Origin of the sequence: Streptomyces sp. NPDC005898 (assembly GCF_040629635.1) — a bacterium.
Taxonomy (GTDB): Bacteria; Actinomycetota; Actinomycetes; order Streptomycetales; family Streptomycetaceae; genus Streptomyces.
On sequence record NZ_JBEXWC010000008.1, the window covers coordinates 224,041 to 239,146 of the forward strand.

Sequence of the window (15,106 nt, forward strand, 5' to 3'; positions counted from 1 at the left end):
GCGCTGGCCCACGCGCTCAACGCGGCGCTACCGTCATGGCATGGCGAGGCGGACGATCACCGTGCACCATGTACGGGCCGTGCTGCGCGGCGCCGAACGGCACGGCGTCGACACCGTGCCGCTGCTGCGCGTCGCGCAGATCCCGCCGCTGCTCCTCGGCGACGACCGGGCCCGCGTCACGGCCCCGCAGTTCGCGCGGCTCTTCCACGAGCTGTACCGCGTCACGCAGGACGAGTTCCTCGGCCTCGGCTCCGCCGTCAGCAGGCCCGGCACCTTCGCCATGATGTGCCGGGCCTCGCTCGGCTGCCGCGATCTCGGCGCCGCCGTGGAGCGGGGCGTCACCTTCTACGGGCTGTTCCCCGGCGGCCCCGACCTCGTCCTGGAACACCGGGGCGCGGAGGCGGTGTTCGGGGTCCGCAGCGACCTCGACCAGGACTACTTCCTCGCCGAGTGCCTGCTCATCATCTGGCACCGCCTGTGCAGCTGGCTGATCGGCCGCCGCATCCCGCTGCGCCACGCGGAGTTCGGGCACCCGCCGCCCCCGCACCGGGACGAGTACGAGCTGCTCTTCGGCTGCCCCGTACGGTTCGGCGCCGAGCGCACCGGCGCCCGCTTCGACCCGCACTGGCTGGACGCGCCGCTGGTCAGGGAAGAGGACGCGCTGGAGGAGATGCTGCGCCGCGCGCCCTTCGAGCTGCTCAGCCGCCGCGAGTACGGCACGACCGTCGCCGAGCAGGTGCGGCGCGCCCTGGCGCGGTCCCTGCGCTCCGCACCGCGCCTGCCCTCGCTCGGCGAGGTCGCGGCCCGGCTGGCGGTGAGCCCGGCGACGCTGCGCCGCCGCCTTGCCGAGGAGGCCACCTCGTACCAGCGGCTGAAGGACGCCGTGCGGCGGGACGCGGCGATCGCCGGCCTCGTGGAGGGCCACGAGCCGATCGCCGAGCTCGCGGCACGCCTCGGCTTCTCCGAGGACACCGCCTTCCACCGGGCGTTCCGCCGCTGGACGGGCACGACGCCGGGCGCCTACCGCACGGACACGGCGTCGGGCGCACACCGCACGGGGACGGCACGGCCCGCCGCGACCCCCGCGCCGCGCGGTCAACGAAGCTGAGCGCCCCGGTCAGCCCCCGGCCCACCCGCCCGTCACTACCGTCGACGGCGAAGTCCCCAGCCCCTGTGCACCGTTGGGAGAGCCGCATGCACATACGCACCGGATGGCGGGCGTGGGCCGTGGTGGCCGCGCTCGGGCTGTCGGCCGTCACCCCCCTTGGGGCGGCGCACGCAGCGCAGGACGCGTCCCCCGGCGACATCGTCAGCGCCGAGCCGAGCGCCTTCCACCCGCTGCCGGGCCAGCCGACCGGCACCAAGGCCTGGAAGGTCCACTACCGCTCGACCACGGCCACGGGGGCGCCCACCACCGTGTCCGGCACCGTCATCGTGCCGCAGGACGGCAGGGCGGGCCCGCGCCCCCTGATCACGTACGCCGTGGGGACGGTCGGTGTCGCCGACCGCTGCGCGCCCAGCGCGAACTTCCCCGAGGGCACCGGCCTGGAGGCCAATCTCATCCAGCGGCTGACCCTGCGCGGCTGGGCGGTGGCCGTCACCGACTACGAGGGTCTCGGCACCCCGGGCGACCACACCTACACCGTCGGCCGCTCCGCCGGCCAGGCCATGCTCGACGCGGCCCGCGCCGCGATCCGGCTGCCCGAGGCGGGCCTCGGCGAGGACAGCCCGGTCGGCATCATGGGCTACTCGCAGGGCGGCCAGGCCTCCTCGTGGGCGGCCGAACTGCACGGCTCGTACGCCCCCGAACTCGACGTCAGGGGCACGGCGACCGGCGGTGTCCCGGGCGACCTGATGAAGGTGGCGGACTTCAACGACGGCTCGTACGGCTCGGGCCTGATCTTCATGGCGGCGATCGGCCAGGACGCGGCCTTCCCCGAACTGCGGCTGGACAGCTATCTGAACCCGCTCGGCAGGTCGCTCGTCGGCGCGCTGCGGAACTCCTGCGTGGCGGACGGCGCGGTGCTCGGTTCGTTCAAGACGATCGACTCGATGACCACCCGCGATCCGCTCGACCAGCCCGACTGGCAGCAGCGTCTGCGCGCCTCGCGGGTCGGCACGGTGAAGCCGGACGCCCCGGTCTACCTGTACCACGCGCTCGCCGACGAGCTGATCCCCTACGGCGTGGGCAAGCAGGTCCGCGCCGACTGGTGCGCGCGGGGCGCGGACGTGGAGTGGCACACCGTCCCGCTCGGCGAACACGTCAGCGGTGTCATCACGCAGTCGCCGCTCGCGACACAGTGGCTGGCGGACCGCTTCCAGGGGAAGCCGACGCGCGGCAACTGCTAGGCGTACGCGGTGTGTTGCGGCGGCCTCCGCTTCCTGGAGGCCGCCGCTCGCGATGCAGGAGAGCGCCCCTTGCGCACGCGGGAAAAGGAGTGGGCGGCTCCGCCCCGCCCCTCATAGGCTCTGGAGGTTCGTCCGAAAGGATCTCGGGAAAAGGGGGAATCTCATCGTGCCGACAGCCGACGGCCCCGGCGGCCACACCCGACAGGGCCCTCCCGGTGGCGGGGGCCGCCCGATGACCGTGTCGCCGACGCCCCCGCCCGAGGACCCCTCGCACGCCGACCCCGCGCCCGGGCCCGACTTCGTGACGCCGGTCGACAACCTCTTCGTACGCAAGCACCTGGGCATCCCGGAGATCGACGCCGGCGCCTGGACGCTGACCGTCGAGGGCCTGGTCGAGCGGCCCCTGCGGCTGGACCTGTCCGCCGTCCTGGCCCTGCCGGCCCGGCAGCTCACCGCGGTGCACGAGTGCTTCGGCAGTCCGCTGCGGCCCGACGTGCCGACACGCGCGGTGGCGAACATCGAGTGGACGGGCTTCCCCCTCGCCGCGCTCCTGGACCGCGCGGCCCCGCTGCCCGCCGCCCGGCACGTGGTCCTCGAAGGCGCGGACACCGGCTCCTTCCACGGCGTGGACGGCCTGTCGTACGTCAAGGACCTGCCGCTGGAGACCGCGCGTCGCCAGGTGTTCCTCGCCCACCGCATGAACGGCGAACCCCTGCGCACTCGGCACGGCTTCCCGTTGCGTGCCGTGGTGCCCCGCATGTTCGGCACCAACTCCGTGAAGTGGCTGACGCGGATCGTCCTGACGGACGAGCGCCCGGAGCACATGTTCACGACGACGTTCTACACACGGAAGCTGCCGGGCGCCGACACCGCGCAGCCGGTGCGCGAGGTGGACGTCAACAGCAAGCTGCTGGCCCCGGCCCCCGACGCGCGCCTGCCCCGTGGCACGGTCGGCTTCCGGGGCCGGGCCTGGAGCACCACGGAGGTCGTCCGCGTCGACGTCTCCGTGGACGGCGGCCCCTGGGAGAGCGCCGCCCTCGACGCCCTGGGCGCCGACCCGACCTGGCAGGGCTTCTCGCTGCGCCGCACCCTCGCACCGGGCCCGCACACGGTGCGCTCCCGGGCCACGGACGCCGCGGGCCGCGTGCAGCCGCCGCCGGGGGCGCGGAACTCCGTGCACGAGGTGGCCTTCACGGTCGAGGGCGGGGCGGTGCCGCCCTTGGGGCGGGGTGGCCGTTCGTGACGGAACTCGCCGCCGGCTGCCCGGCGCCGAGGCCGGCCGGGGTCAGTCCCTCGGCAGCAGCCAGGCGGCGAGGGCGGTGGTCGCGCACAGGGTGAGCCCCGCCACCAGGAGCCCCACGCGCATCCCCGGCAGGGAGAAGGTCTCACCGGCGCCCGCCAGGAGGGCGCCGAAGAGGGCGACGGACAGGGCACCGCCGGTCTGGCGCAGGGAGTTGAGCAGCCCTGAGGCGGTGCCCGCACGCTCGCCGGGGACGCTGTCGATCAGCTGGGCGGTGAGCGCGGGCACGGCGACCGCACCCCCGACGCCGGTCGGGACCAGCAGCACCAGCGCGAGCCACAGCGGGGTGTCGGCGTCCAGCGGGAGCAGCACGAACATGGCGAGGGCGAGGACGGCCTGGCCGAGGACGACGACCCGGCGGCGGCCGACGCGTTCCGCGAGGCGCGGCGAGAGCAGGTTCGTGCCGGTGATGATCGCGGCGAGCGGCACGAACATCAGGCCCGCCCCGACGCCCGACATGCCCCGCAGCTGCTGGTAGTACAGGCCGAGGAGGAACGTCACCCCGTAGAACCCGGCGTTCACCGCGAAGCCGACCGCGAGGGCCACGGCGACCGGCCGCCGGCGCAGCAGCGCGAGCGGGACCATGGGCGCGCGGTGCCGCTTCTCGGCGGCGTGGAAGAGGGCGCCGGAGCCGACGGCCACGGCGGCCGCGGCCAGGACGGGTGCGCTCGTCCACCCCAGGTGGCCGCCCTCGATGACGGCGAACGCGAGCCCGCCGAGGGCCAGTACGGCGCTCACCTGGCCGACGAGGTCGAGCGGGGCGGGACGGCGCGGGGAGCGGGCGGTGCGGGCGAGGAGGGCGAGGATCACCGCGCCCACCGGCAGGTTGAGCAGGAAGACGGCACGCCACCCGGCGCCCTCCGTGAGGAGGCCGCCGAGCACGGGCCCGACCGCGACCGCCGCCGAGCCCCCGACCGTCCACAGCGCGATGGCACGGGCGCGGCGGCGCGGATCGTCGTACGCCTGGCGGATCAGCGCGAGCGAGGCGGGCATCACGACGGCGGCGGCCCCGCCCTGCGCGACGCGGGCGGCGATCAGCGCGCCGATGCCGGGCGCGAGGGCGCACGCGAGCGACGCGGCGGTGAAGAGCCCCACGCCCCACGCGTACGCCCGCCGGGCCCCCGCCCGGTCGGCGAGCGCCCCGGCGGAGAGCATCAGCGCGGCGAACATCAGCGTGTACGCGTCGACGATCCACTGGAGGCCCGCCATGCCGCCGTGGAGGTCGGCGCGGATGTCGGGCAGCGCGATGTTCACGGCGGTGACGTCGATGGTGATGACGGTGAAACCGAGCAGCGCGGCGACGAGCGGGACGGGGCTCCCGGCCCGGGGGGCCGGCGGAGGCGGGGCGGTGCCCGGGCGGACGCGGGCGGAGGCGAGGGTGACGGCCATGACGGGCGGCTCCTGTGGCGGGAGATTCGTGCGGGGCGTTCCAAGGGGGAACGGGGTGGTCGCCGGGGCGGCCGTGGGACCCCGACGATGCCCGCGAGCGGCGGGTCCGGCCAGACCGCCCTGTTCCTGGCCCTGACAGGGCCCCCCACGCGGGCGCCCGGCCGGGAAGAATGGCGGGATGACCACGACCGGCACAGCAGACGCCGCCCCGCGCGCAGCGGGCGCACCCCCGGCGGGGACGGAACTCGGCAGATACCTCCGCGCCCGCCGGGCCCGTGTCTCCCCCGCCGACGCGGGCCTCCCCGCCGGCACCGGCCTGCGCCGCACCCCCGGCCTGCGGCGCGAGGAACTCGCGGCCCTCGCCGGGGTGAGCGTCGACTACTACACGCGCCTGGAGCGGGGGCGCGAGACGAACCCCTCCCCCGCCGTCATCGACGCCCTGGCCCGCGTCCTGCACCTGACGGGCGACGCCCACGAGCGGCTGCGCGAACTCGCGGAGCTGGCCTCGGGCCGGCTCACGGAACCGCACCCCACGGCCGACGAGACGGTCCGCGAGTCCACCCGGCGCATGCTGGAGGCCCTGACGCCGCTGCCCGCCTATGTCGTGAGCCGGCACAGCTACATGCTGGCCGCCAACGCCCCCGGCAAGGCGCTGCTCCCCGGCCTGTGGGACTGGCCCGCCGAGCGGCGCAACGTCACCCGCTACCTGTTCCTGCACCCCGTGGGACGCGAGCTGTACCAGCCGTGGGAGGAGACGGTCACCACGTCGGTGGCCCATCTGCGCGCCGTCGGCGGCACCGACACGGACTCGCCGCGCCTGACGAACCTCGTCGGTGAACTGCTCCTCAAATCACCGGACTTCGCCCGCATCTGGGAGCGCTACGACGTCCGGGAGCGCGGCGGCGGCACCAAGTCCTTCGCGCATCCGAAGGTCGGTGCGATGACCCTCACGTACGAGGTGATGAGGCTGGCGCGGACGGGCGGCCAGCGCATGGTCGTTTACCAGGCAGCCCCGGGCACACCGGACGAGACGGCGATGCTGCGGCTGGCACCCGACCGCGAGTGACACCCGGGCCGTCCCGCCCGGGAACGACACCCGGGAACGGGACCCCACGCGCCCCGACGTCACTGCGCCGAGTCCGTTTCCGCCGCGCAGGACGTGCCGCTCTTCGGTGTCTCGCCGTACAGCAGGAAACCGTCCACCTTGTCCCGGACGCACGTGGAGGCCAGGTAACCGGTGTGCCCGTCCCCCTTGTTGTCCAGGACGACGGCCTGCGGGCCGAGGCGGCGGGCGGTCTCCTCCGTCCAGCGGTAGGGCGTCGCAGGATCGCCGCGCGTGCCGACGAGCAGCAGCTTCGGCGTCTTCACGTCCCGGACGTCGTCGCGGATGTACCGGGTCCCCGGCGGACGCCCGAAGCAGAGCAGCACCGGCATCAGCATCGACTTGCCGAAGACGGGGGATGCCTCCTCGAACTCCTTCTTGAGCCGGCCCACTTCCTTCGCCACGCGCGCGGCGTCCGGCCGGTCGGGGTCGTCGGCGCAGGTCACGCCCATGAGGGCGGCGGACATGTTGTCCATGGGCACCTCGTCGCCCACGAGCTGGGCGGCGCCCACGCCGCCCGCGAGCCCGCCGCTCATCCGGATCAGCGCGCGCGGGTCGCCGTCCGCGAGCAGCGCGCCCAGCGCCTGCGACAGCGCGGGCCACGCCTGCCTGCTGTACAGGGCCTGACCGAGGACGCCGACGACGTCCTGCCCCGTGAACTCCTCGCCCTCCATGGACCGCAGCGGCATGGCGTCCATGTCCTGGATGAGCTGGACCATGGAGTGCCGGGCGGCGCGCGCGTCGGTGCCGAAGACGCACCCCGCGTTGCCTGTGCACCAGGTGAGGAAGTTGTCGAGGGCGGTCTGGCGTCCCTCGGCGAGCACGAGGGACTGTTCGGCGACGGGCTCGGTCAGCGTGTCGACGCCGTCGAGCACCATCCGGCCGACCTTCTTCGGGAACTGGGCGGCGTAGACGGCGCCGATCCGCGTCCCGTAGGAGAAACCGAGGTAGTTGAGCTTCTTGTCGCCGAGGGCGGCCCGCATCACGTCCAGGTCGCGCGAGACGTTCACGGTCCCCATGTGCGGCAGGACGGGACCGGAGTGGGCCTCGCACTCCTTGGCGGCCTTGCGCAGTTCGGCGAGCACGGCGGCGGGATCGTCCTTCTCCCCCAGCTCGGGCTCGGTGTCGCCGTCGGCGTCGCCGCAGCTGACGGGGGCGCTCAGGCCGACACCGCGCGGGTCGAAGGAGACGACGTCGTACCCCTTGCTGAGGAAGCCGAACTCCTTCTGCGACCCGGCGAGCGCGGAGACGCCGGGGCCGCCGGGACCGCCGAAGTTCAGCAGCAGGGAGCCACGCGGCTCGCGCGCGCTCGACCTCATGCGGATCATCGCGAGGTCCACCGTGCCGGCCGCCGGTCTGGCGTAGTCGAGCGGGACGCTCACCTTGCCGCACCGGACGTCGTCCATGTGCCCGGAGGTCTCCGCCATGGCCTTGGTGCCGCCCTTGCAGGCGGCCCATTCGATCTTCTGCGTGTAGTACCGCGAGAGGTCGGGCCGATCGTCGTCGCCGGCCGCCGAGGCGACGCCCGGCACGCCCGCTCCCACCACGGCCAGTACGGTCAGACCGGCGACTGCGCAAGCTCCACGCACGGCAACCTCCCAGGGGTCTCCCCCCGCCCCACCCTAAGCGCCCCCGTCCCCCCGCGCCCCCTCACTCTCCGTGCCCGCCCGTGGCCCCCCGGCAGGCGAGAGCCCCGCCCCGGAGCAGCTCCGGGACGGGGCGGGACATTCGCGCGGGGGCGCTCGCGAGGGTTACGCGGCCGCGGGCACCGCCCGCGGCGCGTCCTCGAAGTCGTCCGCGTCGTCGAGCGGCGACGCCGAGGCACTCTCGTACGCCTCCCGGTCGAGGATCCTCTCGCGGGCGGCGACGATCACGGGGACCAGCGCCTGGCCGGCCACGTTGGTGGCGGTGCGCATCATGTCGAGGACCGGGTCGATGGCGAGGAGCAGGCCCACGCCCTCCATCGGCAGGCCGAGCGTGGACAGGGTCAGCGTCAGCATCACCGTGGCGCCGGTCAGACCGGCGGTCGCGGCCGAGCCGACGACCGACACGAACGCGATGAGCAGGTACTCCTTGATGCCCAGGTTCACGTCGAAGATCTGCGCGACGAAGATCGCGGCGATCGACGGGTAGATCGCGGCGCAGCCGTCCATCTTCGTGGTGGCGCCGAAGGGCACCGCGAAGGAGGTGTACTCCTTCGGGACGCCGAGCCGCTCGGTGACCTTCTGGGTGATCGGCATGGTGCCGACCGAGGAGCGCGAGACGAAGGCCAGCTGGATCGCGGGCCAGGCGCCCTTGAAGAACTGGAGCGGGTTGACCTTGGCGACGAACGCGAGGAGCAGCGGGTAGACGCCGAACATCACCAGGGCGCAGCCGACGTAGATGTCCGCGGTGAACGTCGCGTACTTGCTGATGAGGTTCCAGCCGTAGTCCGCGATGGCGAAGCCGATGAGGCCGATGGTGCCGATCGGGGAGAGCTTGATGACCCACCACAGGGCCTTCTGGAGCAGCGCGAGGACGGACTCGGACAGCTCCAGGATCGGCTGGGCCTTGTCGCCGATCTTCAGTACGGCGACACCGGCGACGGCGGCCATGAAGACGATCTGCAGGACGTTCAGCTCGGTGAAGGGCGTGATGACGTCCGTGGGGATGATCCCGGTCAGGAAGTCGATCCAGGAGCCCGCGTGGTCGGGGGCCTTGCCGTCCTTGGGGGTGAGGCCGGTGCCGGAGCCGGGGTTGGTCAGCAGGCCGATGGCGAGGCCGATGGCCACCGCGATCAGCGAGGTGATCATGAACCACAGCAGGGTGCGGGTGGCCAGGCGCGCGGCGTTGTTGACCTTCCGCAGGTTGGTGATCGACACCAGGATCGCGAAGAAGACGAGCGGGGCGACCGCGAGCTTCAGCAGCCCGATGAAGGTGTCGCCGACCTTGGAGAGGGTGGTGACGAGCCAGGAGATGTCCTGGCTGCGGGCGAGCCAGCCGAGCAGGACGCCGAGCACCAGACCGCCGAGGATCTGCGCCCAGAAGGGAATCTTGAGGAAGTCGGGTATCCGGAAGCCGGACTGGGGCTTTCGGGTGTCGCCCGCCTGGTCGGCGGGCGTCGCGGAGTTCGCGGACACGGACACACTCCGGTGAGGTAAGTCAGGGGGTGGGGGACGTACGGGAGCGGCGACCGCGAAGGGTCAGCGGGGCCGCTGCGTCGGGGGACACGCTCAGGCGTGACAGGCCGCGGACATGCAGCGGCAGAGATCGACATGCAGGCGCGCCACGAGCGGGACGCTCATGGCGTTGCGGTGCGCTGCTGCTGCCTTCATGACAAACACGTTAACACTCGTACTTTGAGAACATCAAAGGCCTTGTTTGAGGCGCGGGCCGGGCCGGGCCCCCGCAACGCACGGAACCCCGGTCCGGAGCGGGATGCTCCGGACCGGGGTCCGGGGAGAGTGTGACGGAGGTTACGAGCGCTGGGCGCGGGCCAGGTCGTCCACGCCGTCCTCCTGCGTGCGGTTGGCGTCCAGCGAGGCCTTGGCGCGGTCCACGCGGGCGACGACGTCCGCCGAGGCGCGGTCGCGCTCCTTGCGCAGCACGACGAAGCTGATGGGCGCCGAGACGACGAGCGCGAGCAGCGCGACCCACAGCATGTTGGAGTCGCCGAGGCCGCGCGGCAGCATCCCGGAGTAGACGAGGCCCCAGACGACCAGGAAGCAGCCCGCGAAGATCCCGAGGCGCATCAGCGTGTAGCGGAGCATGTCAATCCACTCTTCCGTTCCGAAAGGGCTCTTGGCTGGACGAGCCTCTCCAGTGAAGCATGGCGGAGCCCGCCCCCGGCAAGGGGGTCAGACCCGCATCGCCTGCGGGGTCTCGCGCAGCATCGGGTCGGGGCCCTCGTACTCGCGGATCGCCTCGTAGCGCGTGTTGCGCTCGACCGGGCGGAAGCCGGCCTCGCGGATCAGGTCGAGCAGGTCCTCGCGGGTCAGCTTGTTCGGCGTGCCGAAGTTGTCCGCGTCGTGCGTGATCTTGTACTCGACGACCGAGCCGTCCATGTCGTCGGCGCCGTGCTGGAGGGCGAGCTGTGTGGTCTGCAGGCCGTGCATGACCCAGAAGACCTTGACGTGCGGGACGTTGTCGAAGAGCAGGCGGGAGACCGCGAACGTCTTCAGGGCCTCGGCGCCGGACGCCATGGTCGTGCGCGCCTGGAGGCGGTTCCTGACCTTGCCGTCCTTCATGTCCACGAAGTCGTGCTGGTAGCGCAGCGGGATGAAGACCTGGAAGCCGCCGGTCTCGTCCTGGAGCTCACGCAGGCGAAGGACGTGGTCGACGCGGTGGCGCGGCTCCTCGATGTGGCCGTACAGCATCGTGCACGGGGTCTTGAGGCCCTTCTCGTGCGCGAGGCGGTGGATGCGCGACCAGTCCTCCCAGTGGGTGCGGTGGTCCACGATGTGCTGGCGCACCTCCCAGTCGAAGATCTCCGCGCCGCCGCCGGTCAGCGACTCCAGGCCCGCCTCGATCAGCTCGTCCAGGATGTCGGAGGCCGACATGCCGGAGATCGTCTCGAAGTGGTGGATCTCGGTGGCGGTGAAGGCCTTCAGGGAGACGTTCGGGAGCGCCTTCTTCAGCTCGCTCAGCGAACGCGGGTAGTAGCGCCACGGCAGGTTGGGGTGCAGGCCGTTGACGATGTGCAGCTCGGTGAGGTTCTCTCCCTCCATCGCCTTGGCGAGGCGGACGGCCTCCTCGATGCGCATCGTGTACGCGTCCTTCTCGCCCGGCTTGCGCTGGAAGGAGCAGTAGGCGCAGGAGGCGGTGCACACGTTCGTCATGTTGAGGTGGCGGTTGACGTTGAAGTGCACGACGTCGCCGTTCTTGCGCGTGCGCACCTCGTGGGCGAGGCCGCCGAGCCAGGCCAGGTCGTCCGACTCGTAGAGCGCGATGCCGTCCTCGCGGGACAGCCGCTCGCCGTCCCGGACCTTCTGCTCCAGCTCGCGCTTGAGACCTGCGTCCATGCCCTCGCCCTTACCTCTCCAGCGACCTACGACCTACGACAAACCTGCGCCAACGGTACGCCCCGGACCTCACTCCTCCTCGGGCAGCTCCCCGACGCGGTTCTCCCACTTGGTGGAGAGCACGATCGTCGTACGCGTCCGGGAGACCCCGCGCGTGCCGCTGAGCCGGCGGATCGTCTTCTCCAGGCCGTCCACGTCGCTCGCCCTGACCTTGAGCATGTACGAGTCGTCGCCGGCGATGAACCAGCAGTCCTCGATCTCGTGCAGGTCCTTCAGGCGGCGGGCCACGTCCTCGTGGTCGGCGGCGTCGGAGAGCGAGATGCCGATGAGGGCGATGACGCCGAGGCCCAGCGAGGCCGAGTCGACGGTCGCGCGGTAGCCCGTGATGACACCGGCCGCTTCGAGACGGTTGATCCGGTCCGTGACGCTCGGCCCGGAGAGGCCCACGAGCCGCCCCAGTTCGGCGTACGAGGCGCGGCCGTTCTCCCGCAGGGCCTGGATGAGCTGCCTGTCCACGGCGTCCATAGGTGCGATGCCTTTCATTATTCAGCGATACCGCGAGTCTATGTGTAGAATCTAAGGCGCAACAGGGTCTGCACCCTGTGAATCTTTCTCAATCTCAGCAGATCAACGACGATCCTTCAGGAGTGAGTCACCCCGTGTACTCGTTCGAGATGGCCTACGCCCGTATGCGCGAGCTCCAGGACCTGGCCAACCGCTCGCGTGCGGAGGTCGCGGTGCCGCGGAAGGCCACCCGGAAGTCGCGGGGCGCCAAGAAGCGGTAGTCCCGCCGTGGGGGTGGGGGGCGGTGCCGACCGCGGCTTCGTCGTGGTTGATCGCGCAGTTCCCCGCGCCCCTTCGGGGGCGCGCTCAGTCGGCACGGGAAGCGCCCCCCAGCTCCCCTTTCCAGCGGCGGTACAGGCTGTGCGGCACTCCCGCCGCGTCCAGCACCCGCCCGGCGACGAAGTCCACCAGATCCTGGATGTGCGTCGCCCCCGCGTAGAACGCCGGTGAGGCGGGCAGCACGATCGCGCCCGCCTCGTCCAGGCTCACCAGGTGCTTCAGCGTCTGCCCGTTCAGCGGCGTCTCGCGGACACAGACCACGAGCGGCCTGCCCTCCTTGAGCGTCACGCTCGCCGCGCGCTGCAGCAGGTCCTTCGAGAGCCCGAGCGCCACCCCGGCCACGCCGGCCGTGGACGCCGGCACGATCAGCATCCCCTTGGCCGGGTACGAGCCCGAGGACGGGCCCGCGGCCAGATCCCCGGCCGCCCAGTACCGCACGTCCGCCGACGACTCCTCGCGCACGTCGAACGTATCCGGCTTGCCGTCCGCGCCGCGCGCCAGCCACTGCCGCAGGTCCTCGCGCCAGTGCGCGTCCCGGAAGGAGATGCCGGTCTCGTCGAGCAGCGTCAGCCGCGAGGCCCGCGACACGACGAGGTCCACGCTCTCCCCCGCGCCGAGCAGCGCGCGCAGGACGGCAGCGGCATAAGGCGTACCGGACGCGCCGGACACCCCCACGATCCAAGGCCTACGCTGCGTATCTCCTGGGTTCACGCTGTGAAGCCTACCGAGTGGGATGTCAGACGGTGAGGCCGCGTACCAGCAGGTCCAGCAGCGCGCACGCGAACAGGGCGATCCCGATGAAACCGTTCACCTGGAAGAAGGCGCGGTTCAGGCGGGACAGGTCGTGCGGCTTCACGATGGAGTGCTCGTACAGGAAGGCGCCCGCGACGATCACGAGGCCCAGCCAGAAGAAGACACCGGCGTCCGTGTCGAGCGCGTACCAGGCGAAGAGCGCCGTGGTCACCAGGTGGCAGCCGCGCGCGCCCCGGATGGCGGCCGGGATGCCGAACCGCGCGGGCACCGACTTCACGCCGACCTCGCGGTCCGTCTCCACGTCCTGGCAGGCGTAGATCAGGTCGAAGCCGCCGATCCACACGCCGACCGCGAGGCCGAGGATCACCGCCTGCCACGACCACTCGCCGGTGACCGCGATCCATGCACCGACCGGCCCCATCGCCTGGGCGAGGCCGAGGATGGCCTGCGGGAAGTTCGTGAACCGCTTGCCGTAGGGGTAGACGACCATCGGGATCACCGCGACCGGCGCCAGCGCCAGGCACAGCGGGTTGAGCAGGGCGGCCGCGCCGAGGAACACGGCGAGCGCGATCAGCGCGCCCGTCCACGCCGACTTCACGGACACCGCGCCGGTGACCAGCTCGCGGTGGGCGGTCCGCGGATTGCGGGCGTCGATCTCCCGGTCGATGATCCGGTTCGCGGCCATGGCGAACGTGCGCAGGCCCACCATGCAGACGGTCACCAGGAGCAGCCGCACCCAGTGGATGTTCCCGTCCAGCCGGAACATCGCGGTCAGCGCGGCGATGTAGGCGAAGGGCAGCGCGAACACCGAGTGCTCGATCATGACGAGCCGCAGGAAGGCCTTGGTCCTGCCCGGCTGCTGCGGGAGCGCGGCGGATGCTGAGGTCACGAGAGTCCGTACTCCTTCCAGCGACGGTCCACCTTCGAGGCGGTCTGCGGGTCGGACACGACCATCTCCGGCCAGCCCCCGTCCCGCGTGTACCCCTCCTCGGGCAGTTTGCGCGTCGCGTCGATGCCCGCCTTGCCGCCCCAGAACTGCTGGTAGGAGGCGTGGTCGAGGTGGTCGACCGGGCCTTCGACGACGGTCAGGTCCCGGGCGTAGTCCGTGTTGCCGAGCGCCCGCCAGGACACCTCGTGCAGATCGTGCACGTCGCAGTCCTTGTCCACGACGACGATCAGCTTCGTCAGGGACATCATGTGGGCGCCCCAGATGGCGTGCATGACCTTCTGCGCGTGCTTGGGGTACTTCTTGTCGATCGAGACGATCGCGCAGTTGTGGAAGCCGCCCGACTCCGGCAGGTGGTAGTCCACGATGTCCGGGACGATCACCTTGAGCAGCGGCAGGAAGAAGCGCTCCGTGGCGCGGCCGAGCGGCCCGTCCTCCGTCGGCGGGCGGCCGACGACGATCGACTGGAGCAGCGGCCGCTTCCGCATCGTCACGCAGTCGATCTTCAGTGCGGGGAACGGTTCCTGCGGGGTGTAGAAGCCGGTGTGGTCGCCGAAGGGCCCCTCGGGCAGCATCTCGCCGGGCTCCAGCCAGCCCTCGACGACGACCTCGGCGTGCGCGGGCACCTGGAGCGGGACCGTCTTGCAGTCGACCATCTCCACGCGCTTGCCCTGGATGAACCCGGCCAGCATGTACTCGTCCATGTCACCGGGCAGCGGCGCCGTGGAGGCGTAGGTGACGGCGGGCGGGCAGCCGAAGGCGATCGCGACCGGCAGCCGCTCGCCCCTGCGGGCGGCCACCTGGTAGTGGTTGCGGCTGTCCTTGTGGATCTGCCAGTGCATGCCGATGGTGCGCTTGTCGTGACGCTGGAGGCGGTACAGGCCGAGGTTGCGCACCCCGGTGTCGGGGTCCTTGGTGTGGGTCAGGCCGAGGTTGAAGAAGGAGCCGCCGTCCTCGGGCCAGGTGAAGAGCGCGGGCAGCCGCTCCAGGTCGACGTCGTCGCCGGTGAGGACGACCTCCTGGACGGGCGCCTCCTTGACCTTCTTCGGCGGTACGTGCGTCATCGCGCCGAGCTTGCCGAACGCCTCCCGCACCCCGACGAAGCCGTGCGGCAGCTCCGGCTTGAGCAGGCCGCCGATCTTCTCGCTGATCTCGCCGTACGACTTCAGGCCGAGCGCCTTCAGCAGGCGGCGGTCCGTCCCGTACACGTTCATCGCCAAAGGCATCGCGGAGCCCTTGACGTTCTCGAAGAGGAGCGCGGGGCCGCCGGCCTTCTGCACCCGGTCGACGATCTCACCGACCTCCAGATACGGGTCGACCTCGGCCTTGATGCGCTTGAGATCGCCCTCGCGCTCCAGTGCACGGAGCAGGGAGCGAAGATCGTCGTAAGCCATGCGTTCCAGTATCCGGCACCGGCTACCCTG

Annotated in this window: 14 protein-coding genes; 5 read left to right on the forward strand and 9 right to left on the reverse strand. The window is 72.0% G+C overall.

Going from position 1 to position 15,106, the window contains the following annotated elements; translation table 11 throughout:
* Positions 1 to 40 precede the first annotated feature (40 nt).
* The 3 genes from ABZ385_RS14365 (at position 41) to ABZ385_RS14375 (ending at position 3,592) form a co-directional block, all read left to right on the forward strand.
* Complete coding sequence (locus ABZ385_RS14365) at positions 41 to 1,108, forward strand: AraC family transcriptional regulator (RefSeq protein WP_358911509.1); 1,068 nt, start codon at positions 41 to 43, stop codon at positions 1,106 to 1,108.
* Positions 1,109 to 1,194: 86 nt separating this feature from the next.
* On the forward strand, positions 1,195 to 2,349 hold the full coding sequence (locus ABZ385_RS14370; RefSeq protein WP_358911511.1) for a lipase family protein: 1,155 nt from the start codon (positions 1,195 to 1,197) through the stop codon (positions 2,347 to 2,349).
* A gap of 232 nt (positions 2,350 to 2,581) precedes the next feature.
* On the forward strand, positions 2,582 to 3,592 hold the full coding sequence (locus ABZ385_RS14375; RefSeq protein ID WP_358581097.1) for a molybdopterin-dependent oxidoreductase: 1,011 nt from the start codon (positions 2,582 to 2,584) through the stop codon (positions 3,590 to 3,592).
* Between the two features lie 42 nt (positions 3,593 to 3,634).
* On the opposite strand, the gene ABZ385_RS14380 is transcribed toward ABZ385_RS14375, so the two are convergent.
* Positions 3,635 to 5,038 (reverse strand): MFS transporter, encoded by a 1,404-nt coding sequence (locus tag ABZ385_RS14380; protein ID WP_358911513.1) that lies wholly within the window; start codon positions 5,036 to 5,038, stop codon positions 3,635 to 3,637.
* Positions 5,039 to 5,216: 178 nt separating this feature from the next.
* On the opposite strand from ABZ385_RS14380, the gene ABZ385_RS14385 reads away from it, so the two are divergent.
* A complete protein-coding gene (locus ABZ385_RS14385; protein WP_358581091.1) occupies positions 5,217 to 6,104 on the forward strand; it encodes a helix-turn-helix transcriptional regulator in 888 nt (295 codons plus the stop codon).
* 59 nt (positions 6,105 to 6,163) lie between these two features.
* On the opposite strand, the gene ABZ385_RS14390 is transcribed toward ABZ385_RS14385, so the two are convergent.
* The 5 genes from ABZ385_RS14390 to ABZ385_RS14410 all read right to left on the reverse strand — a co-directional run bounded on the left by ABZ385_RS14390 (position 6,164) and on the right by ABZ385_RS14410 (position 11,665).
* On the reverse strand, positions 6,164 to 7,729 hold the full coding sequence (locus ABZ385_RS14390; RefSeq protein ID WP_358911515.1) for an alpha/beta hydrolase: 1,566 nt from the start codon (positions 7,727 to 7,729) through the stop codon (positions 6,164 to 6,166).
* A gap of 162 nt (positions 7,730 to 7,891) precedes the next feature.
* Positions 7,892 to 9,259, reverse strand: coding sequence for a dicarboxylate/amino acid:cation symporter (locus tag ABZ385_RS14395; RefSeq protein WP_358581086.1), 1,368 nt, complete (start codon positions 9,257 to 9,259; stop codon positions 7,892 to 7,894).
* 336 nt (positions 9,260 to 9,595) lie between these two features.
* Complete coding sequence (locus tag ABZ385_RS14400; protein WP_358581083.1) at positions 9,596 to 9,889, reverse strand: DUF4229 domain-containing protein; 294 nt, start codon at positions 9,887 to 9,889, stop codon at positions 9,596 to 9,598.
* 87 nt (positions 9,890 to 9,976) lie between these two features.
* Positions 9,977 to 11,140, reverse strand: coding sequence for an aminofutalosine synthase MqnE (mqnE, locus tag ABZ385_RS14405; protein WP_358581080.1), 1,164 nt, complete (start codon positions 11,138 to 11,140; stop codon positions 9,977 to 9,979).
* A gap of 69 nt (positions 11,141 to 11,209) precedes the next feature.
* Positions 11,210 to 11,665, reverse strand: coding sequence for an Lrp/AsnC family transcriptional regulator (locus ABZ385_RS14410; protein WP_030791839.1), 456 nt, complete (start codon positions 11,663 to 11,665; stop codon positions 11,210 to 11,212).
* 122 nt (positions 11,666 to 11,787) lie between these two features.
* On the opposite strand from ABZ385_RS14410, the gene ABZ385_RS14415 reads away from it, so the two are divergent.
* A complete protein-coding gene (locus ABZ385_RS14415) occupies positions 11,788 to 11,925 on the forward strand; it encodes a hypothetical protein (protein ID WP_358911517.1) in 138 nt (45 codons plus the stop codon).
* Positions 11,926 to 12,010: 85 nt separating this feature from the next.
* Here ABZ385_RS14415 and ABZ385_RS14420 read toward each other — a convergent pair whose 3' ends face one another.
* From ABZ385_RS14420 to ABZ385_RS14430, 3 genes are read right to left on the reverse strand one after another with little or no spacing between them, the layout of a single operon-like run.
* Positions 12,011 to 12,694 carry a UbiX family flavin prenyltransferase gene (locus tag ABZ385_RS14420; protein ID WP_358696783.1) on the reverse strand — a complete coding sequence of 228 codons (684 nt, stop codon included), beginning with the start codon at positions 12,692 to 12,694 and terminating at the stop codon, positions 12,011 to 12,013.
* Between the two features lie 25 nt (positions 12,695 to 12,719).
* Positions 12,720 to 13,625, reverse strand: coding sequence for a menaquinone biosynthesis prenyltransferase MqnP (gene mqnP, locus ABZ385_RS14425; protein ID WP_358581071.1), 906 nt, complete (start codon positions 13,623 to 13,625; stop codon positions 12,720 to 12,722).
* Positions 13,622 to 15,076 (reverse strand): menaquinone biosynthesis decarboxylase, encoded by a 1,455-nt coding sequence (locus ABZ385_RS14430; RefSeq protein ID WP_358581068.1) that lies wholly within the window; start codon positions 15,074 to 15,076, stop codon positions 13,622 to 13,624. The genes mqnP and ABZ385_RS14430 overlap by 4 nt, the downstream gene beginning before the upstream one ends.
* Between the last annotated feature and the right edge of the window lie 30 nt (positions 15,077 to 15,106).